We start from the raw sequence: 20,861 nt of genomic DNA, 5'->3' as shown, positions 1-20,861 counted from the left end.
GAGTGGTGGCGGGTTACGGGTTTCACGCCAGGGGCGGCGTTCCGGCCGCGGAGGGCGTGTCGCGGCCGACGGCTGTGCCGGACCTTTGCGCCGCGGTGAGGCCGGTGGCGGTCCGGAGCACTCGGTCGCGGACCGCCGCCGGGAGAAGGGCGGCGGTCCGCGTCATCAGGGCCTCCCTGCCGACCGGGTAACGCCGACGCGGAGACCTCGTCGACAGCGCGCGCCGGATGACGTGCGCCACCTTCTCCGGGCCGGGCAGTGGGCTCAACCCGCTGATACGGCGTTCGACGGCGGCGTACCCGTCGGCGTAGGGGGACGAGCCGTGGGAAGGGAACCCCGCCACGGACCCGGCCACCAGTGGGGTGTCGTGGAAGCCGGGTTCCACCAGCGAGACGTGGATGCCGAAGCGGGCGGTCTCCATCCGCAGCGCGTCGGTCAGCGCCTCCAAGCCGTGCTTGCTCGCGCAGTACCAGCCGTTCATGGGCAGGGCCAGCAGCCCGCCGAGGGAGGTGATGTTGACGATGCGGCCTTCTCCCCGGCGCCGCATGGCCGGCAGGACCAGGCGCGAGAGGCGGGCCGGGGCGAGCAGATTGGTCTCCAGCGCGCCGCGTGCCGCCTCCTCGGAGACGTCCTCCAGGGCTCCGGCACAGGCCACGCCGGCGTTGTTCACCAGCGCCCAGGGGCCGCCGTCCGTCATCGCCGCGATGGTGGCGAAGGCGCGGTCGCACGCATCGCTGTCGGTGACATCCAGCACGGCGGTGCGCAGGGCACACCCCCGTGCTTCGGCGGCCGCCGCGAGCGCGTCCGCCTTGGCCGGGGTGCGGGCGGTACCGATGACCTCGTAGCCGGCGGCAGCCAACTCGCATGCGGTGGCCATGCCGATACCGCTGGTCGCGCCGGTGACGACGACAGTGCGCATGTGTGGCTCCTGCGATCGGGTTTCCGGCTTCGCTGCGGATGCTTGCCGGGAATGAGCGGCACACTATCGGCGCGAGTCCGGCGGGCATTCCCGGAAAACCCGTTCGTGTTATTTTCCGCGCGATACGCAAGGGCGCCGTTTCCGCGTTCACGGCCTGCCGTTGGGCATGAAAGGTCATTAAGGCTCGTGTGATTATCGTACTGGTCGGATACTCGCCGGAGTCTGCTTAGATGGGTAATCCGCCTGTACTGAGGCGCCGCAAAACCATCATGGGGAAATCGTGGGACATACGTACGCACGGTTGGCGGGCATTGACGCATACCTGCCCAGGACGATCCTTTCGACCGCCGAGTTGGAAGACGACATCGCAGAACACAGTCCACATTTCGATGTGCCGAGAGGGCTCATCCAGAGACTCACCGGCGTCGAGCGCCGCCATGTGCGGCCGGAAGGCTGGCGGGCATCCGACCTCGCGGTCGCGGCCTGCGAGCGCGTGCTCGGCGACCTGGGCAGATCCGTGCGCGACATCGACCTGCTGGTGTTCGCGGCTGCCAGTACGGACGTGGTCGAACCGGCCACCGCCCACGTCGTCGCCGCCAAGCTGGGTGCCGCCTGCCCGGTCATGGACGTGAAGAACGCCTGCAACAGTTTCCTCAACGGGGTGCAGGTCGCCGACGCCTTCATCCGGTGCGGCGCCTACCGAACCGTCCTCGTCTGCACCGGCGAGGAGGTGAGCCGATTGAACCGCAGGAACATCGCCGGGCCCCGCGAATTCGTCGAGGCGATCGCTGGGAACACCATGTCGGACGCCGGGGCCGCGATGCTCCTGGAAGCCTCTCCCGAACCCGGCATCCTGGCGGCGGAGTTCCTCTCGAACTCCGCCGCCTGGCCGTCCGTGGTGCTGCCGCTCGACGAGGCGGGCGGCGGCCGGCCGCGGCTGGAAGCGAACACCGCGAAACTCGTGGAAGCCTTCGACGTCTTCAGCACGTCCGTGGTGAGCGAACTGCACGACCGCGTCGACCACCACCCCCGGGACGCGCCGCTGTGCTGCGTGCACCTCGCGGCCACCTCACTGATCCCTGTGTTCTGCGGCCGTTCCGGCGTTCCGGAGGAAAGGCTCGTCACCACCATCGCCGAACACGGCAACACCGCCTCCGCCACGCTGCCGCTCCAACTGGCCGCGGCCATGCGATCCGGACGGGTCGGCGCCGGAGACGTCGTGCCGCTGATCGGCACGGCCAGCGGCGTCAGTCTGGGCATCGTGCTCGTGCGGCTGTAGGGCCGCTTTCATCCGGCTTTCCCATCAAAGAGAGAGAACATTCGTGACGCCCCCGTATGAAACGCTCTTCACCGTTTTGACGGCCCACTTCGAGGTGCCCGAGGAGCATGTGACACCGCAGGCGACCTTCCGCGACATGGAACTGGACAGTCTGGCGCGGGCGGAACTCGCCCTGGTCATGGGTCAGCGTCTGGGAGTGCGGTGCCAGGACACGGACGTTCCGGCGACCATGTCCACGGGACAGCTCGCCGCCGTGCTGGAGGACCGGATGACCGTCTCCCGACGGCACGGCGCCCCGTGAGCCGACCCGAGACCGTCGTCACGGGCATCGGCCTGGTCACCCCGGCGGGGGTGGGCACGGAGCAGACCTGGGAGGCGGTCGTGAGGGGCCTGCCGACCGCCGCCACGAGCCCGGACCTTCAGGGACTCCCCGTCGACTTCTGCTGCTCCGTACCACCCTTCGACGCCCGGCGTGTGCTGGGTGCGAGGAAAGCCTGGCGGCTCGACCGTCATGTGATCCTCGCCCTGACGGCCGCGCAGGAAGCGGTGGACAGCGCCGCTCTGCGCCCGGATGCCTGGGACGGCCCGAGGGTCGCCGTCGTCATGGGATGCAGTTTTGGTGGTGCGGCCACTTGGCAAGCGGCGGCCCTGGGCCTGAGGGACCACGGCGTCGAGCAGATCTCGCCGGTATTCATCCCGCGCATGATGGTGAACGGGCCGGCCGCCGAGATCGCTCTCGCCCTCGGGGCACGCGGCCCGAGCATGGCCACGGCGACGGCGTGCGCCTCGGGCGCCGACGCCATCGCCACGGGGCGCGCCCTCCTGCTGGCCGACGCATGCGACATCGTTCTGGCGGGCGGCGCCGAAGCGGTCAACTGCACCACTGTGGTGGCAGGCTTCCACCGAATGGGCGCACTGTCTTCACGCCGCGACGACCCGGCGGCGGCTTCCCGCCCCTTCGCCGCCGACCGCGACGGGTTCGTCCTCTCCGAGGCGGCGGCCGTCCTCGTCCTCGAACGTGAGGTGGACGCCCGGGCCCGAGGAGCCACCCCACGGGCCGTCATGGCCGGATGCGCCTCCGCCACGGACGCCCACCACCCGACGGCGCCCCATCCGGAAGGGCGCGGCGCGCAGGAGGCACTGGGGCTCGCGCTGCGCGGCGCGGGACTCACTGCGTCGCAGGTCGACCATGTCAACGCCCACGGCACGTCGACCGTCGTCAACGATGCCGTGGAGGCCGGAGTGATCGGCCGGACGCTGCCGCACGGTCCGAGCGTCACCTCCGCCAAGGGCGTCCTCGGGCATTCGCTCGGTGCCGCCGGCGCCGTCGAGGCCGCGCTGACCGTGCTGACGATCGAGCGGTCGCTGGCGCCGCCCCTCGCGAATCTCGCCGCCGCCGATCCCTCGATGGACGTCGACCTGGTCATCGGTGCCGCCCGGACACAATCCGTCGGCGCCGCAGTCAGTCATTCCTTCGGCTTCGGCGGCCACAACACCGTCCTGGCCTTCCGGCGCGCCTGACAACGAGACCGCCCCCGCACACCGAATATCACACTAAACCCTCATGGGTGGCTTGGAGTTGCAGCATTCACCGCTACCCGTCATAAAATCGCAACCCACCGGCATTTCGCATTATCGCGAAACTGGTCGAACTCATTCGCGCCGCGCTTGAGGCGCTTTTAGCGGGATCCCTCACCCGCTCTCCCTATTCCATGCTGCTCCGCTCTGGAGGCGCTCTGTGCTGCCCAAAACCGGCTCTCCCGACAACGCGACGAATCCGTCCGGTGAACCCCTCGCGATCGTGGGCGGCGCGTGCAGATTTCCCGGCGGTATCAACAGCCTCCCGCAATTCTGGAAAGCCCTGCTGGACGGTCGGGACCTGGTGGGGGAGGTGCCGGCCGAGCGATTCGATGCCGAGCGGTTCACCGGCGGGCAGCCTCGGCGGCCCGGCAGGAGTTACACCGCCGCCGGAGGGTTCCTCACGGACGTCGCCGGGTTCGACGCGGAATTCTTCGGCATCTCGCCGCGCGAGGCGACCCGGATGGACCCGCAACAACGGCTCCTGCTGGAAATGGCGATCGAGGCGCTGGACGACGCCGGCACACCCCGTGAAGCGCTGGCCGGTTCGGACACCGGTGTCTACATCGGGGTGTCCAGCCGTGACTACGGCGAACTGCAGCAGAGCGACCCGGACAGCATCAACGCCTACATGATGGCGGGCAGCGCGGCGACGAACACCGCCAACCGGCTCTCCTACACCCTGGACTGGCACGGGCCGAGCATGGCCGTCGACACGGCTTGCTCCTCCGCGCTGACCGCGGTCCACCGCGCCTGCGAGGACCTGCGGGCCGGACGGTCCCGCACAGCCCTGGCCGGTGGAATCAACGTACTGATCAGCCCGTACTCCTACATCGGCTTCTCCGCCGCGTCCATGCTGTCCCCCACCGGCCGGTGCCGCACGTTCTCGGCAGACGCGGACGGTTACGTCCGGGCCGAGGGCGGAGGCGTCATCCTCCTCAAACGCCTGAAGGACGCCCTCGCCGACGGCGACACGGTGCACGCCACCATCCTGGCCACGGGCGTCAACAGCGACGGCCGCACCAGCGCGCTGGCGCTCCCCAGCGAGAGTGCGCAAGAGGCCCTGCTGCGTCAGGTCTACGCCCGCGCCGAAGTGACCGCCGACGACCTGGCCTACCTGGAGGTGCACGGAACGGGAACCCCCGTGGGGGACCCGATCGAGTGCCGGGCGATCGGCCGGGCCCTGGGCAGCCACCGCACGGTCGGACCTTTGCCGGTCGGCTCGGTCAAGACCAACATCGGGCACTTGGAGGCGGCTTCGGGCATCGCGGGGCTGCTCAAGGCGGTGCTGGTGCTCCGGCATCGGCGGGTGCCGCCCACCTTGCATGCCGAGCCCCTCAACCCCGCCATCGACTTCGCTTCCAGCCGCCTGCGTCCGGCCATGGCCGCCGAACCGCTCGCGGATCACCCGCGCCCCGTGGTGGGTGTCAACTCCTTCGGCTTCGGCGGCGCGAACGCCCATGTCGCCCTCACCTCGGCGGCACCTGTCTCCCTTCCCCGGCCTCCGGTGGGGGACCGCAACCGGTTGTTGCCGGTGGTGGTCTCCGCACGCACGGAAGAGGGGCTGGTCCAGGCCGCCGAGCGAATGGCTGACCGGTTGTCCGATGCGGGACCGCGGAACTACTACGACCTGGCCTGGACCGCCTGCCGCCGCCGGACCCGTCATGAGAAGCGGGCCGCCGTCCTGGCCACGACGCCCGATGAAGCGGCGGACGCCCTGCGGCTCTTCGCCCGCAGCCGGCAGCTGAGCAAGTCGCCCGTCGTCGAAGGCGCGCGGTCGGGGAAAGTGGGGTTCGTCTTCTCGGGCAACGGCTCGCAGTGGGCCGGCATGGGAACCGAACTCATGGCGCAGGAACCGGTCTTCCGCACCGCGGTCGAGGAAGCCGACGCGGCCTTGGCCCCGTACCTGGGCTGGTCGGTCCGGGAACGGCTCACCGCCGAGGAACTCCCCCCCGATCTGCAACGCACCGAAATCGCCCAGCCGCTGCTGTTCGCCGTGCAAAGGGGCCTGGTCGCCCTGCTGGACCACTACGGAGTGCGGCCGTCCGGCGTGGTCGGTCACAGCGTCGGTGAGATCGCCGCCGCCCATACGGCCGGAGCCCTGAGCCTGGAGGACGCCGCCCGGGTGGTGGCCGCCCGCAGCCACGCACAGGCGCCGACCGCCGACCGGGGACGGATGGCGGCCGTCGGGCTGTCCGCGGACGACGTCCGCGCCGAACTGGCTCTCTTCAACGGGAGTGTGGAACTGGCCGCGGTCAACAGCCCGCGCGATGTGACCGTCGCCGGGCCCGCTTCCGACCTCGAAACCCTCGGCAAGAACCTCAAGGGCCACGGCGTGTTCTTCCGCCCGCTGGACCTGGCCTACGCCTTCCACAGCCGGGCGATGGACCCGATCGAACAACCGCTGCTCACCGCACTCGCCGGGCTGGACCCATCGGCCACCGCCGTTCCGTTCGCCTCCACGGTGACCGGCGGCCTCCTGGGCGGCGAGGAGCTGGACGGGGCCTACTGGTGGCGCAATGTGCGACGTCCCGTGCTGTTCAGCGAGGCCGTCGGGGCCCTGCTCGACAGCGGGTGCGACGTCTTCGCCGAAATCGGTCCGCACCCGGTACTCGCCACCTACTTGCGGCGGCTGACCGCCGAAAGGACCGTCCCGGCCACCGTCGTGCGCACCTGCTCGAACGGCGACGCGGGCACCCCCGCCGTGCGTCGTTCCGTCGGCCACCTGCTGGCCTGCGGCGCCCAGGTGGACTGGGACAGCTACTTCCCCCGCCCCGGGCAGGTGACCGACCTGCCCGGCTACCCGTGGCAGCGGCAGCGGCACTGGAACGGAACTCCTCAGTGGTGGGCCCGGACCGGTGGCGAGGACGCCGAAGCCCCCGCGCACCGGCTGCTCGGCACCAGGATGGCGGTGGCCGAACCCACCTGGTCCTGCCCGCTGGCGACCACCCGGCTGCCGTGGCTGGCCGACCACACGGTGGGCGGCGCCATCGTGATGCCGGCCGCCGCCTATGTGGAGGCGGCCTTCGCCGCCGCCCGGGAGCACGATCAGGTGACGCCCGTGGAGGTCACCGCCCTCGCTGTCACGCGGGCGCTCACGCTGCCCCGGGACGAGGACGCGGAACCGGACACTCTCTTGCAGGTGTCCCTGTCGGCCGACGACCGTACGGTGACCGTCAGCAGCCGTAGCGGCGGGGGCGGTGACTGGCGCACCCACGCGAAGGGACGCGCCCGGCGGCTGCTGCGCCCCGCCCCCGCCCCGCTCGATCCCGTTGCCCTGGGCCAAGCACTGCCACGCCGGCATTCGGCACAGGACCACTACGCCCAGGCCGCGGCCACCGGTTTGCCGTACGGACCGGCGTTCCAGGTGCTCACCCAGTTGCGCGTGGGTGACGGCGAGGTGCTCGCCGCCTACCGCCTCGATCAGCCCTCCGACGGCTTCCACGCCCACCCCGCCCTGCTGGACGGCGCACTGCAGGCCGGAGCCCCACTGCTCCCCGCCGACACCGGCTCGTCCGCGCCGTACCTGCCCGCTCTCATCGAGGCCGCGCGCATGTGGGAGTCCCCGACTCCCACTGGTTTCGTCCACGTGCGTTCCCGGAAGTCGGGTGCACATGCGGTCTGCTGGGACGTGACCGTGCTGGACGAGGACGGGCGGGTCACGGTCGAACTGGAGGGCTGCCGACTGCGCCGTTTCGCCGGCGGACGCACCGGCACGCCGGTCGAACGCTACGAGACCGTGCTGCGCGCCGCCCCCCGCCCCGGCTCGCGCATCCCGCCCCTCGCCCTCTCCCTCCACCTGCCGTCGGACGGATCCGATCTCCCCTCCCGCGCCGACGAGCGCCCGGCCTCGGTGACGTTGACGGCCGCCGACTCCCACACGGCCACGGGCACCGCCGCGGCCGGGCGGTACTGCAAGGAAGTCAGCGCACACTTCGCGGCCGCGGCCCTCGCCCGGTTCGACTGCGGCGGCGAGTACGCCCCCGACCGTCTCGTGGCGGCGGGCATGCGGCCCGCGTACCGGAAACTCGCGGCGCTGCTGTTGACTCTGTCGGAGGAACACGGGCTGGCTCGCCGCGTTCCCGGTCGGCCCGGCGCCTGGTCGCTCACCGACACCCCCCGTCCGCACGAGGTGTTCCGGTCCGCAGTCGTCGCCCTGCCGCAGTACGTGGGCGCCCTCGCTCTCTACGGGCGGTGCGGCCTGCACCTGAGCGAGGTGCTGCGCGGCGCGCAGGACCCCCTCGATCTGCTGTTCGGCGAAACCGACCGGCACCTGCTGGAAGAGTTGTACGGCCGGATCCCCGGCCAGCAGGACCAACTGCGGATCCTGCGGCAGTCGCTCGCCGCCGCCGTACGCGACTGGCCCGCCGACCGGGCGCTGCGCGTCCTGGAGGTTGGCGGGGGCACCGGGGGCGCTACGCGGGAGTTGCTGGACATCCTGCCGCCGGAGCGGACCCAGTACGTGTTCACCGATGTCTCGGCCGGGTTCTTCCCTCGTGTGCGCGACCGCTTCTCCGACCACCGGTTCCTGGACTGCCGCAGCCTCGATCTCGACCGCCACCCTGCCGAGCAGGGATTCACCGGCGCCGCCTTCGACCTGGTCGTCGCCCACAACGTGCTGCATGCCACCGCCGATCTGCGGATGAGCCTGGGGCACGTCGGATGGCTGCTGGCCGAGGGGGGTCGGCTGATGGCCCTGGAACAGCACGACACCGCGCTCTTGGCGCTCTGCTTCGGCCTTCTGGACAGCTTCTGGTCCGCCACCGCCACCGACTCCCGGCGTCCCGAATCGCCGCTGCTGGGTGCACCCGCGTGGAGCGCACTGCTGAGGGAGTGCGGTTACCAGGACATCCGCAGGACCGACGATCAAGGAGGCACTTCCTCTCTGCTGCTGGCGGGCCGTGCAGCCGTAACCCATGCGCCCCGCAGCACTCCCGACCGCGTCACCGCCGAACAGCGACCGGCTACCGCGGGTGCAGACGTGCGGTGGATCGTGGCAGCAGAGACCCCGGCCTCCCCGCTGCCCCAGTCGCTGTGCGCCGCCCTGGCCGCCGACGAGCGGCATCAAGTGCACCGCTCCGTCCCGAGCACAGACCCGGACCACTGGACCGAGTGGCTCCACGGGCAGGTCTCACCGGTTCACCTCGTCCTGGTGCTGGGTGAAGAGGAACAGGCCGTCGCCGGGCCGGAGACAGCCATCGACCTGGCGGTCCGCCGTACCGCGGTCTTCGCCGCCATCGCCTCCGCGTTCGACCACGACACCGCCGTGCCGCTGTCCGTGTGGCTGGTCACCCGGCCCTGCGGCATCGCGCCGCCCCCAGACTCCGCCAGCCACCCGGGGGACGCCGCGGCATGGGGCGCCGCCCGGTGCCTGGGCAACGAACACCCTGGCATCACCGTCCGATGCATCTCTCTCGAACCTGGCGAAGACCCCTTCGCCGACGCCGATCGGCTGAGCGCGGAACTGCTGGACCCGAGCGAGGAGCTGGAGGTCGTCCTCACCCGGGCGGGCCGGTTCGTACCCCGGTTGAGCGAAGCCGCCGGGACGCGACCGGTCAGGGAACCTGATGCCACGGCGGGTACGGAACACGGCGCCTACCGCCTGGAACTCCGTGACCCCGGCCTGGAGCACCGCCTGGTCTGGGTTCCGGAGCGGCTTCCGGCACCGGGGCCCGATCAGGTACTCGTCGAGGTGCGTGCCGCCGGTCTGAACTACCGGGACGTCATGCTGGCCACCGGACTATTGCCCGCCGGGGCCGAGCCGGACACCGAGGCCGGGCCGGGACTGGGACTGGAGTGCGCCGGCACTGTCATCCGTACCGGTGGCGACGTCACCGGCCTTACGGCCGGAGACCGGGTGGTCGCCATGTCGGAGGCGTCCGCATGCCTCGCCTCCCACGTGGTGGTGGACCGCGCTCTGGTGGGCCGTATCCCTGACGGAATGGGCTTTGAGGAGGCCGCCACCTTGCCGGTGGCCGCCCTGACCGTCCGGCACAGTCTGCATGACGTGGCCCGACTGGCTCCCGGCGAGACGCTGCTGCTGCACGGCGCGGCGGGTGGCGTCGGCCTGGCGGCCCTGCGATTCGCCCGCGAACGGGGAGCCAGGGTGCTCGCCACGGCGGGCACTCCGGCCAAACGTGACCTGCTGCGGCTGCTGGGCGCCGACCATGTGCTGGACTCCCGCAGCCTGCGCTTCGCCGACGAGGTCCGGACCCTGACCAACGGCCGCGGCGTCGACGTCGTCCTCAATTCACTGGCCGGTGAGGGGCTCGCCCGCAGCATGGAACTTCTGGCCGACGGCGGCCGCTTCGTAGAACTGGGCAAGCGGGACATTCACACGGACGGCCACCTGGCGATGCGGGCCTTCCGGCACAACACCGCCTTCTTCGGTGTGGACCTGCTGCGTCTGCTGGCTCAGCATTCGCTGCGCGCCGCCGGTCTGCGGGAGTTCTGGCACGACATCGAGACCGGCGCCTGCACCCCGCTGCCGCACCGCGCCTACTCGGCCGCCCAGGTGGACGAGGCCTTCCGGGTACTGCGGCACTCCCGGCACATCGGCAAGGTCGTCGTCACCTTCGACGAACCGCCCACCGTGGAACATCAGCCTCGGCCGGGACCCCTGGATCCAGAGGCCACCTATCTGATCACCGGCGGCCTGACCGGTCTCGGCGCCGCCGTCGCCCGCCACCTGGCGGCCCGCGGCGCCCGACATCTCGCCCTCCTCGGCCGCCGCGGTCCCGGGACCCCTGGGGCCCGAGAACTCCTCGACGCGCTCGCCGACAGTGGCGCGCACGCCGTCGCCCACTCGGCGGACCTCACCGACAGCAGTGCCCTCGAACACGTCCTGCGGACGATCGACACCACCGGGCATCCACTGAAGGGCATCGTGCACGCGGCCGCCCTCTACGACGACGCACCGCTGTGCGAACTGGCCGGAGGGCAGGAACGCATCCGTGCGGCGCTGGGCCCCAAGATGCACGGAGCCCTCCTTCTGGAAACGCATCTCCGCGACCGGCCGTTGGACTTCTTCGTCTCCTGTTCCTCGATCGCCGCGCACATCGGCAACCGGCAGCAGGCCGTCTATGGGGGCGCCAACCTCTTTCTGGAGGCGCACAGCCGCAGTCGCCGCCGTGCGGGACACCCCGGACTGGCCATCGCCTGGGGCGCGCTGGGCGACACCGGCTTCGCGCATCGTACGGAAGGGCTGGCCACCAGCCTGGAACGCAGAGGACTCACCGCCTTTTCCGCTGACGAAGCGTGCACCGCCCTCGACGCTCTGCTGGCCGAGGGGGCCGAGGCCACGGCCGTCGGCCGGTTCGACTGGCCCCGGATGCGGCAGGGCCTGTCAGTCCTCGCCAGTCCCCGCTTCGCGGCGCGCGCGGCCCGCGACCACCAGGACAGCACAGGTGGCGGCGAGCCGCTGGGGGAGCAACTGGCCCAGGCTGATCCCGAACAGGCTCTGGAACTTGTCACCGAAGCTGTCGTCGTACTGACCGCCAAAGTCCTGCAAACATCCCCGGACCGACTGGACCGCAACCGCCCCCTCGACCAGCTGGGGCTCGACTCCCTCATGGCCGCCGAGCTGGTCGTGGCCATCCGGCGCCGCCTGGGCTGCGAACTCCCGGCCCTGGAGATCATCGGCGCCGGCGGCCTGACCGACCTGGCCCGCCGCGCCCTGACCCGCCTCGGGCACACGCCCGCCGCCACTCCCACCAACGACTGAACGCACAGGAGCACGCGTTGATCCGCACCGCACACCACCAGGTACGCCCTGATTCTTCACCCGCCCCGCTCAAGCCGCGCCGGAGCGTGCGCACCCTGACCCTTGCCGCCTGTCTGGCGATCTGCGCGGTGTCGGCCGGAGGCACCGCGGCCGGTACCACCGCCGGCACCGCGGGCGACCCGACACCGGCCGCCCGCTCCTCCGCCACTCCGGTGTCCACCCGTCCCGTGACCATGCGGATGCCGGACGGCACCCGGCTTCGAGGCATGGTCGCCGAGCCGACGACACCCGGCCCGCACCCGCTGATCGTCATGCCCGCCGCTGGGGTCGGGGGAGAGGTCCTCTTCCTCAGGACGCAGCGAGTCCTCGCCGAGGACGGGTACGTGCACCTCTTCTACCATCCGCGGGGAAAGGGTCCGTCGGGGGCCCGGATGGCCGTGGCCAGGCCCCAAGAGATCGCGGACGTGTCGCAGGTGATCGACTGGGCGCTCGCCCACACCGGCGCCGACCCGCACCGCATCGGGGTGACCGGAGTCTCGTACGGCGCGGGGACCAGCCTGCTGGCCGCGGCCGCGGACCCGCGGATCGACGCGGTCGCAGCCATGAGTACCTGGACCGACATGGCAGATGTGCTGCGCGTCAACGGGACCCGCACCACCGGGGCACCTGCCATCGGCCTCGGGGTGTCGCTCGCCGACCGGCCGGACCCCTCCCTGGGTAATGTCGCGCACTCCTACCTGACGCGGAATCACCGGGCCATGACCGCTTGGGCGAGGCCCCGCTCACCGATCAGCTACGTGGACCGCATCAACGCTCACGGCACAGCGGTGTTCATCGCCCAGCCCTGGCGCGACAGCCTGACCACCACGACCGACCAGCTGGGGGCCTTCTTCGACCGCCTCCGTGGGGTCAAACGCCTGGAACTTCGGCCGGGCGACCACGGTGGACCGGAACTCACCGCTGTCTGGCAGTCCAACGAGGTCTTCCGCAGCGTGCACCGCTGGTTCGACCACCTTCTCAAGGACCAGAAGAACGGCATCGACCGTGAGGCGCCGGTCCAGCTCCGCCCGGTCAACAGCGGACCCGACTTCGGCGCCCGCTACGGGTTCGAGCCCCACTCCGGCTGGTCCGCGATGACCGGTCGGCACCGGGGGCTCACCCTCGGTCCGGCCGGAAGCCTGGTCGACGGTGCCGCGGACTCACCTGATGGTTCCGCGGCCGGGCCCGGCGAGGCGGCGCAGCGCATCAGCACCGGGCTGGACTCCCTCGCCGACAGCGGCGTGCCGGCCCTCCAGCAGAATGTGCAGGCCGCACTGGGGGCGCAGCAGCCCGTGCCGATGGCGGCCCTGCGGCGCCCCCTGGCGGCCGTATGGAAGACCGCGCCTTCGCCCCGCAGCCAGCACGTGCGGGGCACCGCTCGGGCCCGGCTCCACGTCACGCCCACCGCTCAGGACGGAACACTGGTCGCCTACCTGTACGACGTCGACCGGCAGGGGCTTGGACGCCTGATCACGCACGCCCCGTACTCCTTCCGCGACAGGACCCCGGGGACCGCGTTCACCGCCGACTTTCCGCTGCTGCCGACCGCTTACGACGTGCCTGCAGGACACCGCGTCGCCCTGGTGGTGGACGCGGCGGACAGCCACTACGTGTCGGACAACCCCCCGCTGGCAGGCATGACGTTGGCCTCCGCCCCGTCTGCCCCGTCCGCCCCTTCCTCGGTCTCTGTACCCCTGCGCTGACCGGCCATTTCCCACTCGACGAAAGGTCTGACGATGCGTATCGACGCCCGTGTCAGTGTGGCTTCAGCCGCCGTATGGCTGCCCGAGGGGCGCAGCAGTGTGGAGGACGCCGTCGCCCACGGCATCCTCCAGGACAGTGATGGCGTTCCAGCCTGCTCCGCGTCCGTGCCGGCCGGACAGGGTGAGACCGCGGAGGAGATGGCGGAAAAGGCCGCCAGTAAAGCGCTCGCCGCCGCGGGCCGCACGGCGAAGGACATGGACTACCTCGCCTATGCGTGGATCGACCGCACCAGCAAGAACGGGGCGCCTTCCCCGCCGCACCGCCTTGCCAGGAGGCTGGACACCGGCGACTGCCCCGCGCTCGGCGTCGTCCAAGCGTGCAACGGTGGCGTAGCCGCAGTGGAGTCCCTGGTGACACGCATGCTCGTGGAGAGCCGGACCCGCCACGCGTTGGCCGTCACGGCGGACACCTTCGCGGCGTACGGGGAGCAGCGCTGGTCGGACCCGACGGTGCTGGTCCTCGGCGACGGAGCCGCCGCCGCCGTGCTGGCCGCGGGCCCGGGGCCGATGGACCTGCTGTCCCTGGCCACCAGCGGTCATACCTGCCCGCGCATGATGGAACCGGGCGGTGTCCGCTCCCAGGACGCGACGGCGCAGCAACTGCTCGAAGCCCTGCACAGCGTGGAGGAACTGCGTCGTAATGTGGGGACCGCCGTGCGTCAGGCACTCGACGATGCCGGTCTCGACGAAGGCGATCCCCGTATCAGCGGTGTTCTCCTGCCCCGCCTGGCGGAATCCTTCCTGGACTCACATGTCCGGCCTGGCCTGCCCGAGCGGCTGCGCGGTCGTGCCGTGAATCCCGATCCGTCCACCGGCCACCTGGGAGCCGGGGACGCCCTGGCCAACCTCGCGTACCTCTTGCGCCCCGGCGGCGTCCCGCCGGGTGGATATGCCGTAGTGGTCAACGGCGGGCAGGGGGTGACGGCGAGCTGCCTGGTCCTTCGAGCGGCAGCGGACACCTGACCTGTTTCCCCACCGGCGTCCGTGTCACGTCCCAGCCGGGGGCCAGCAGATCCATCAGCGGCGGCCCCCGCCCCGCCTCCATGTCCGCGACCAGCGGCGCGAAGTCGCCGCAGGCGTGGATGGCGTCGCCGTACAGCTGCGCGGACTACATCTCGCCGGAATCCGACGCCGAGAGCGTCAAGGGCCTACGAACCTCTGGTGATCCCGGCCCTGTTGCAGACCGCGTCGTACGCGCGCGAGACCGTCGCCGCGAACGCGACCACGCGTTCTCCGGAGGAGATTGCCGCTCTCGCCGAGGTACGCCTCGCCGTGGGCTTTCCCGGGCCGATGCCGGACGTCACCGACGCGTTCGAGCGCATCGTCGCAGCCGCACTCCCGGTGGAGTCGTTGGCACTCCGACCTCCCCGGAGGCGCCCGCGCCGTACGTGACTCCGAGAACCCCGAAGACCCCGCCCTCGCCGTGGGGCCCGGCGCCTGGGGTGAGTTCATCGGCGGCGTAACGGGCTGACGCCCGTCTACACCTCGTACTACGCCGTCGGCATGGCCCGCGCGTGCGCGAGGAACCCCGTCAGCGCCAGCTCGAAGGCCCGCTCCGCGCGACTCTGCGGCGTCGCGGCGAGGGCATCGGCCAGGCGGGGGGTCGCCGTCTCGTCGGCCAGGACCCACATCGTCTCCGGCGCCGCCAGATCGAGCGCCGAGCCCAGGACGAGGTTCTCCAGGCCGGTGATCACCGGCATGACGTCCGTGAGGGCGAACCCCGCGTCGAGGAGCAGCGTCACCGCGCGCTCGTACTGGTCCAGGACGCGTGGGGCACGCACCGGGGACGTCGTCAGGAGCGGGATCGCCTTGGGGTGGGCCGCGAACGCCGCGCGGTAGGAGCGGGCCCAGGCGGCCAGGGAGGCGTCCCAGGGGCGGCCCGAGGCGAGGGTCGCGGAGTCGATCGCCTCGGAGACCCGCTCCCGCAGCAGCTCGACGATGCCGTCCCGGCCGTCCACATGGTGGTACACCGAGCCCGTCTGCACGCCGAGCCGCCGCGCGATCTGCGGCACGCTGAAGTCGCCCTTCTCGTCGACGAGTTCCAGCGCGGTCGTCGTGATGCGCTCCCGGTCCAGGAGTGGTGTGCGCGGCCGGCCCATGGTTCCGATCTCTCAGTGGGGTCTCTGGGGTCTCTGGGGTCTCTGGGGTCTCTGGGGTCTGTGAAGTCTGTGGGTCTTCCCGGACTGCCCTAGGTGAGGCTACATTGCCGCAACCGAAAGCCTTTAGGTTTCTCATTCGCCTCCGCCTGCCGCCTCCGCCTGCCGCAGAAGGGCTCCCTCCGCATGCCCGTCACCACCCCGAAGCCGCCCGCAGAGGCCAAACCCTCGCTCCGCACCGGCTCCCTCGGCACCGCCGACATCTCCTTCTTCGTGATCTCCGCCGCGGCCCCGCTCACCGTGATGGCGGGCGTCGCGCCCATCGCCATCTCGCTCGGCGGCATCGGCGCCCCCGTCGGCTACCTCCTCGCCGGCATCACCCTCACCGTCTTCGCCATCGGCTTCACCACGATGAGCCGGCACATCCGCAGCGGCGGCGCCTTCTACGCGTACATCACCCGCGGCCTCGGCCGCCCCGCCGGAATCGCCGCCGCGCTGCTCGCCATGCTCGGCTACAACGGCATGGAGATCGGCGTCTACGGACTGCTCGGCACCGCCACCCAGGACACCACGCACGCCCTCTTCGGCGCCGACGTCCCCTGGCTGCCCGTCTCCCTCGCGGGGCTGCTGCTCATCTGGTACGGCGGCTACCGCTCCATCGACTTCGGCGCGAAACTCCTCGGAGTCCTGCTCGTCGCCGAGACCGGCATCCTCGTACTCCTCGCCGGTGGCGTCCTCCTCAAGGGTGGCGGCCACGGCCTCGGGCTCGCGAGCCTCGCGCCCCACAACGTCCTCGTGCCCGGCACCGCGGCCGTACTGGCCTTCGCCTTCGCCGCGTTCACCGGCTTCGAGTCCACCGTCATCTACCGCCGCGAGGCGCGCGACCCCGACCGGACCGTTCCGCGCGCCACCTACATCGCCGTCGCGTTCCTCGGCCTCTTCTACGCCTTCGTCGTCTGGACCGTCATCCAGGCATTCGGCGAGGAGCAAGTCGTGAAGGCGGCGGGCTCCGAACCCGCCGGGCTCTTCTTCTCCGCGATCACCACATACGTGGGTCCCTGGGCCGCCGATCTGATGCACGTCCTCATCGTCACCAGCGTCCTCGCCTCGCTGCTCGCCTTCCACAACGCGATCAACCGCTACGGTCTCTCCCTCGCCGAAGAGGGTGTTCTGCCGCGGGCGTTCGGCCGCATCCACCCCCGTCACCGCTCGCCGTACGTCTCGGGCGCCGCCCAGACCGTGCTCGGTGCCGCCGTCGTCCTCGCCTTCGCCGGAGCCGGCGCGGATCCGTACCAGCAGCTGATGCTGTGGGTCAACACCCCCGGGATGATCGGCCTGTTGACGCTCCAGCTGCTGGCTGCCGTCGCCGTGCCGTGCTACTTCCGGCGGATCAGCCACGTAGAGGGCGTGCTGCGCACCGTCGTGGCCCCCGGCGTGGCTACGGTGCTGCTCGGCGTGGCGCTTGTTCTGGTCATCACGCACGTCGACCTCTTCACCGGGGCCTCGCCGCTGGTGAACGCGGTTCTTGTCTCCCTGGTCCCGGCCGTGCTCGTCCTCGGCTTCGCGCTCGCGTGGCGGCTGCGCCGCAGCAGGCCCGAGGTGTACGAGGGGTTCGCTGCGGAGCGGGAGTAGGGCGGTCCCTTCCAGGCGCCGTAGATCACCGGCTTCGCCGAGTCCGTCCTCAATCGCCGGACGGGCTTGATATCCCGAGCCCTCGTCCTCCAGTACGGACGGGTTCGATGCCCCCGCCTCTGGGGGCGCAATACCCCTACCTGAACGGAGTCCCCCATGCCCCCAGCCGACCTCCTCCTCACCGGCGCCCACGTCCTCACCCTTGACCCCGACCGGCCCCGCGCCACCGCCGTCGCCGTCCGTGACGGCGTGATCGTCGCCGTCGGTGACTCCGCTGACTCCGATGACGTACGCGACTGGCGCGGACCCGGCACCGAGGTGATCGACCTGGCCGGGGCCACCCTCACCCCCGGGCTCGTCGACTCGCACAGCCACCCCGTGTGGGGGCTGGAGATGGCCACCGGGATCGACCTCTCCGCCGTGCGCGACCTCGACGCGCTCCGCGGTGCGCTGCGTGGCGCCGAGCGGGCCGAGGGGTGGGTCGTCGGGTGGGGGCTCGATCACAATGCCTTCGGGGGGCGGGCCGTCGACCGGGTGCTCATCGAGGACGTGCTCGACGGCGCGCCTGCCTTCATCCGACTTTACGACGGGCACTCCGCCCTGGTCAGCGGCGCCGCCCTGCGCGCCGCCGGGGTCGAGGGGCCCCGCGAGTTCGTCCAGCGGGCCAGCGTGGTGTGCGACGCGGACGGGCGGCCGACCGGGCATCTGGTCGAGCACGCCGCCATGGATCTCGTCCAGGCCGTGCTGCCCCGGCCCTCCTTCGCCGAGCGCCGCGCCCGCCTCGTCGAGCTGCTCTCGGCCATGGCGGCCACCGGGCTGACCGGCGCCCATGTCATGGATCTCGGCGGCGGCGACGTACCGGAGCTGCTCGCCGCCGTCGAGCAGCAGGGCGAGCTGCCGCTGCGGCTGCGGCTCGCCCCCTGGTGCATGCCCGGGGTGGGGGAGGCCGGGATCCAGGAGATCATCCGCCTGCAGAGCGAGGCCGGGCGGCTGTGGCGGGTCGGCGGGGCCAAGTTCTTCATGGACGGCACCGTCGAGGGCGGCACCGCCTGGCTGGAGCACGCGGACTGCCACGGTCAGGGCACGGACGCCTTCTGGCCGGAGCCCGAGGCGTACGCGGATGCCGTGCGGCGGCTGCACGCCGCCGGGGTGCGGACGGCGACCCACGCCATCGGGGACGCGGCCGTGCGGCACGTACTCGACACCGTGGCGTCACTCGGCGCGGGCGGCCGTCTCGCGCACCGGATCGAGCACATCGAGACCGTGCCGGACGACACGATTCCGCGCTTCGCGGAGCTGGGCGTCATCGCCTCGATGCAGCCGCCGCACACCGCGTACACTCGCGCCGACCACGCCGACGAGTGGTCCAAGCGGCTCGGTGACGTCCGCGCCGCCCGGGCCTGGCGCACGCGGGACCTCCGGGACGCCGGGGCCTTCGTGGCCCTCGGCTCCGACTGGCCGATCGCCCACTACGACGTGCGTGAGGTTCTGGCCATGGCCCGGGTGCCCCGGGGTGCGGCGAGTCCCGCCCAAGGACTCACCGGGCTCATGGCCCTGGAGGGCTGCACCACGCACGCCGCCGTCGCCGCCGGTGAGGCGGACGTGGCGGGGCGGATCGCGCCCGGGTTCCGGGCGGACCTGACCGCTTTCGGCCTCGACCCGGTGGCCGCGCCCGCCGACGAGGTGGCCGAGGCGCCGGTCCGCCTGACGGTCGCGGGAGGCCGGGTCACGTACCGAGGGGTCTGATGACGCACGGCACGCGAAAGGGGCCGTACCGGCGCATCCGATACGGCCCCTTTCGCGCGCGGAGGGGCTAGACCTTGACCCGCGGCCACAGCGGCGCCTCACCCCGCACCGCCACCTCCCGCGGCAGCGCATACGGCAGATCCCCGTACCAGAAGCGGGTCACCGCGAAGCCGAACGCCAGGCAGATCATGCCGCCCACCGCGTCCAGCCAGAAGTGGTTGGCCGTCGCCACGATCACCACGAGCGTCGCCGTGGGGTAGAGCAGGCCGAGGATCCTGGCCCACGGCGCCGAGGCCAGGGCGAAGATCGTCAGGCCGCACCAGAGGGACCAGCCGATGTGCATCGACGGCATCGCCGCGTACTGGTTCGACATGTTCTTGAGGTCGCCCGAGGCCATCGAGCCCCAGGTGTGGTGGACCAGGACCGTGTCGATGAAGGTCGTGCCGTTCATCAGGCGGGGCGGCGCCAGCGGGTAGAGGTAGTAGCCGACCAGGGCGACCGCCGTGGTGGCGAAGAGGACGAGGCGCGTGGCCGCGTACCGCCCGGGATGCCACTTGAACAGCCAGACCAGCACACCGAGCGTCACCACGAAGTGCAGCGTCGCGTAGTAGTAGTTCATGCCGACGATGAGCCATGTCACCGAGTCCACGGCGTGGTTGACGCTTCTCTCGACGGCGATCCCGAGGTCCTGCTCGACGCGCCAGATCCAGTCGGCGTTGCGCAGGGCCTGCGCCTTCTGCTCCGGCACGGCGTTGCGGATCAGTGAGTACGTCCAGTAACTCACCGCGATCAGCAGTATCTCGAACCAGAGCCGGGGGCGGCGGGGCGTGCGCAGACGACGCACCGGATTCCGCCCATTACGGGCGTCTTCCTCGCCCGCGATGGGTGAATCAGCGGGGGCCTGCCGGCCCTCAAGTGTCGTCACGATCGTCTCACCCATAGGCACAGAGTCTGCCAGATCCCCGCCCCCCGACCGATCATCCCCTGGTCGGGTCCGGACCGCATTCTCTACACCGCTAGTACGAGTCCGGCCCCGGGACGGCCCTAGGGGCGCCTGGGCGCCGAAGCGGTTGAACCGCGAACCACCAGCTCCGGCATGAAGACGAACTCGCTCTGCGGGGCGGGGGTCCCGCCGATCTCCTCCAGGAGTGTACGCACCGCCGCCTGACCCATCGCGGGCACCGGCTTGCGCACCGTGGTCAGGGGTGGATCGGTGAACGCGATCAGCGGGGAGTCGTCGAAGCCGACCACCGAGACGTCGTCCGGGACCTCCAGGCCGCGCCGGCGGGCCGCCCGTATCGCCCCGAGCGCCATCATGTCGCTGGCGCACGCGATGGCCGTGCAGCCGCGGTCCATCAGCGCCGCGGCGGCGGCCTGGCCGCCCTCCAGGGTGTAGAGGGAGTGCTGGACGAGGTCCGCCTCGATCTCGTCCGGGGTGAGGTCCAGCTGGTCCCGCATCGCGCGTACGAAGCCCTCGATCTTCCGCTGTACGGGCACGAACCGCTTGGGGCCGAGCGCCAGCCCGATGCGCGTATGACCGAGGGAGACAAGGTGCGTCACGGCCAGGCTCATCGCCGCGCGGTCGTCGGGCGAGATGAACGGCGCCCGCACCTTCGGAGAGAAGCCGTCCACCAATACGAAGGGCACGCCCTGCGCCCGCAGCTGCTCATAGCGCTGCATGTCGGCGGAGGTGTCCGCGTGCAGACCCGAGACGAAGATGATCCCGGACACGCCCCGGTCCACCAGCATCTCGGTCAGCTCGTCCTCGGTGGAGCCGCCGGGGGTCTGGGTGGCGAGGACCGGTGTGTACCCCTGCCTGGTCAGGGCCTGCCCGATGACCTGCGCGAGCGCGGGGAATATGGGGTTCTCCAGCTCCGGCGTGATCAGCCCGACGAGGCCCGCGCTGCGCCGGCGCAGGCGCACCGGACGTTCGTAGCCGAGCACGTCGAGCGCGGCGAGCACGGACTGGCGGGTGGCCGCCGCGACGCCCGGCTTGCCGTTGAGCACGCGGCTTACTGTCGCTTCGCTGACACCCGCCTGGGCTGCGATGTCGGCTAGCCGTGCGGTCACAGGATTGGACTGTACC

Annotated in this window: 13 protein-coding genes and 1 pseudogene; 10 read left to right on the top strand and 4 right to left on the bottom strand. The window is 71.4% G+C overall.

Annotated elements, in window-relative coordinates; genetic code table 11:
• Positions 1-22 precede the first annotated feature (22 nt).
• A complete protein-coding gene (locus ACWDZ7_RS12205; protein ID WP_451796594.1) occupies positions 23-919 on the bottom strand; it encodes an SDR family oxidoreductase in 897 nt (298 codons plus the stop codon).
• Positions 920-1,310: 391 nt separating this feature from the next.
• On the opposite strand from ACWDZ7_RS12205, the gene ACWDZ7_RS12200 reads away from it, so the two are divergent.
• The 8 genes and pseudogenes from ACWDZ7_RS12200 to ACWDZ7_RS12165 all read left to right on the top strand — a co-directional run.
• The gene (locus ACWDZ7_RS12200) at positions 1,311-2,198 is read left to right on the top strand and encodes a 3-oxoacyl-ACP synthase III family protein (RefSeq protein WP_451796593.1); all 888 of its coding nucleotides are present in this window, start codon (positions 1,311-1,313) and stop codon (positions 2,196-2,198) included.
• 43 nt (positions 2,199-2,241) lie between these two features.
• A complete protein-coding gene (locus tag ACWDZ7_RS12195; protein WP_451796592.1) occupies positions 2,242-2,499 on the top strand; it encodes an acyl carrier protein in 258 nt (85 codons plus the stop codon).
• Positions 2,496-3,719 (top strand): beta-ketoacyl-[acyl-carrier-protein] synthase family protein, encoded by a 1,224-nt coding sequence (locus ACWDZ7_RS12190; protein WP_451796591.1) that lies wholly within the window; start codon positions 2,496-2,498, stop codon positions 3,717-3,719. The genes ACWDZ7_RS12195 and ACWDZ7_RS12190 overlap by 4 nt, the downstream gene beginning before the upstream one ends.
• 217 nt (positions 3,720-3,936) lie before the next feature.
• Positions 3,937-11,499, top strand: coding sequence for an SDR family NAD(P)-dependent oxidoreductase (locus ACWDZ7_RS12185; RefSeq protein ID WP_451796590.1), 7,563 nt, complete (start codon positions 3,937-3,939; stop codon positions 11,497-11,499).
• Between the two features lie 17 nt (positions 11,500-11,516).
• The gene (locus ACWDZ7_RS12180) at positions 11,517-13,241 is read left to right on the top strand and encodes a CocE/NonD family hydrolase (protein ID WP_451796589.1); all 1,725 of its coding nucleotides are present in this window, start codon (positions 11,517-11,519) and stop codon (positions 13,239-13,241) included.
• A 33-nt stretch (positions 13,242-13,274) separates the two neighbouring features.
• Complete coding sequence (locus ACWDZ7_RS12175; RefSeq protein ID WP_451796588.1) at positions 13,275-14,264, top strand: hypothetical protein; 990 nt, start codon at positions 13,275-13,277, stop codon at positions 14,262-14,264.
• A gap of 198 nt (positions 14,265-14,462) precedes the next feature.
• Positions 14,463-14,693 (top strand): Scr1 family TA system antitoxin-like transcriptional regulator, encoded by a 231-nt coding sequence (locus tag ACWDZ7_RS12170; RefSeq protein ID WP_451796587.1) that lies wholly within the window; start codon positions 14,463-14,465, stop codon positions 14,691-14,693.
• Between the two features lie 16 nt (positions 14,694-14,709).
• Positions 14,710-14,772 (top strand): annotated as a pseudogene (locus ACWDZ7_RS12165) (hypothetical protein); the annotation flags it as partial.
• Positions 14,773-14,791: 19 nt separating this feature from the next.
• Here the strand turns inward: ACWDZ7_RS12165 and ACWDZ7_RS12160 are convergent.
• Entirely contained in the window at positions 14,792-15,400 is a 609-nt protein-coding gene (locus ACWDZ7_RS12160; RefSeq protein WP_451796586.1) for a TetR/AcrR family transcriptional regulator C-terminal domain-containing protein, read from the bottom strand.
• A 183-nt stretch (positions 15,401-15,583) separates the two neighbouring features.
• Between ACWDZ7_RS12160 and ACWDZ7_RS12155 the strand changes: the two genes are divergently transcribed.
• Together ACWDZ7_RS12155 and ACWDZ7_RS12150 are read left to right on the top strand one after the other, a co-directional pair.
• A complete protein-coding gene (locus ACWDZ7_RS12155; RefSeq protein ID WP_451796585.1) occupies positions 15,584-17,029 on the top strand; it encodes an APC family permease in 1,446 nt (481 codons plus the stop codon).
• A 156-nt stretch (positions 17,030-17,185) separates the two neighbouring features.
• Positions 17,186-18,775 carry an amidohydrolase gene (locus ACWDZ7_RS12150; protein ID WP_451796584.1) on the top strand — a complete coding sequence of 530 codons (1,590 nt, stop codon included), beginning with the start codon at positions 17,186-17,188 and terminating at the stop codon, positions 18,773-18,775.
• 67 nt (positions 18,776-18,842) lie between these two features.
• On the opposite strand, the gene ACWDZ7_RS12145 is transcribed toward ACWDZ7_RS12150, so the two are convergent.
• Both ACWDZ7_RS12145 and ACWDZ7_RS12140 read right to left on the bottom strand, forming a co-directional pair.
• Positions 18,843-19,715 carry a phosphatase PAP2 family protein gene (locus tag ACWDZ7_RS12145; RefSeq protein ID WP_451796583.1) on the bottom strand — a complete coding sequence of 291 codons (873 nt, stop codon included), beginning with the start codon at positions 19,713-19,715 and terminating at the stop codon, positions 18,843-18,845.
• 104 nt (positions 19,716-19,819) lie between these two features.
• Positions 19,820-20,845 carry a LacI family DNA-binding transcriptional regulator gene (locus ACWDZ7_RS12140; RefSeq protein WP_451796582.1) on the bottom strand — a complete coding sequence of 342 codons (1,026 nt, stop codon included), beginning with the start codon at positions 20,843-20,845 and terminating at the stop codon, positions 19,820-19,822.
• Positions 20,846-20,861: the final 16 nt, after the last annotated feature.

It is taken from the genome of Streptomyces sp. NPDC003032, assembly GCF_053591415.1.
Note: the sequence above shows the minus strand (reverse complement) of the source record. Positions and strands in the feature narration are given on the sequence as shown.

What these genes read in the sequence shown, in the direction of transcription:
- ACWDZ7_RS12205 (WP_451796594.1), bottom strand. Translation starts at nt 919, where the DNA reads ATGCGCACTGTCGTCGTCACCGGCGCGACCAGCGGTATCGGCATGGCC.
- ACWDZ7_RS12175 (WP_451796588.1), top strand. Translation starts at nt 13,275, where the DNA reads ATGCGTATCGACGCCCGTGTCAGTGTGGCTTCAGCCGCCGTATGGCTG.
- ACWDZ7_RS12160 (WP_451796586.1), bottom strand. Translation starts at nt 15,400, where the DNA reads ATGGGCCGGCCGCGCACACCACTCCTGGACCGGGAGCGCATCACGACG.
- ACWDZ7_RS12155 (WP_451796585.1), top strand. Translation starts at nt 15,584, where the DNA reads ATGCCCGTCACCACCCCGAAGCCGCCCGCAGAGGCCAAACCCTCGCTC.
- ACWDZ7_RS12150 (WP_451796584.1), top strand. Translation starts at nt 17,186, where the DNA reads ATGCCCCCAGCCGACCTCCTCCTCACCGGCGCCCACGTCCTCACCCTT.
- ACWDZ7_RS12145 (WP_451796583.1), bottom strand. Translation starts at nt 19,715, where the DNA reads ATGGGTGAGACGATCGTGACGACACTTGAGGGCCGGCAGGCCCCCGCT.